Origin of the sequence: Lyngbya aestuarii BL J, from assembly GCF_000478195.2 — a bacterium.
Taxonomy (GTDB): Bacteria; Cyanobacteriota; Cyanobacteriia; order Cyanobacteriales; family Microcoleaceae; genus Capilliphycus; species Capilliphycus aestuarii.
Window position 1 is genome coordinate 1 of sequence record NZ_AUZM01000408.1, and the last position, 333, is coordinate 333.

A 333-nucleotide genomic window follows, 5' to 3' on the forward strand; every position below is an offset into this window, starting at 1 on the left:
TGTTGTGGTGCGTCAAACGCAAATACCACTAGGGAAATGCAGAGAATATCTTGGAAAAAAATCGCCCAAATCGGTAAGCCTTGTAAACGGTAAAACCATCCCACCTGTACCAGTTGCAACACTAACGCCAGTAACCCTCCTGTTCCCCCAATTACCCCCCCGAGCCACTCGGGTGCGTCAGTCGCCTGGGCGATCGCAATTCCCATAATCGCCCCGACAAAGGGACTACAAACAAGCTGAATAAAATTTAAAATTCGCTGTCCGAGTACATTTTTTGAGGCGAACAGTTCAAACAGCGACCAACTCACTAAAATACCGACCATCCACTGGGGA

General features: G+C 48.3%; 1 protein-coding gene. It reads right to left on the reverse strand.

The annotated features are described in order from the left end of the window. Positions 1-333, reverse strand: a 333-nt coding sequence (locus M595_RS28715) for a DUF4126 domain-containing protein (RefSeq protein WP_040484827.1), incomplete at both ends; no start/stop codon positions are given.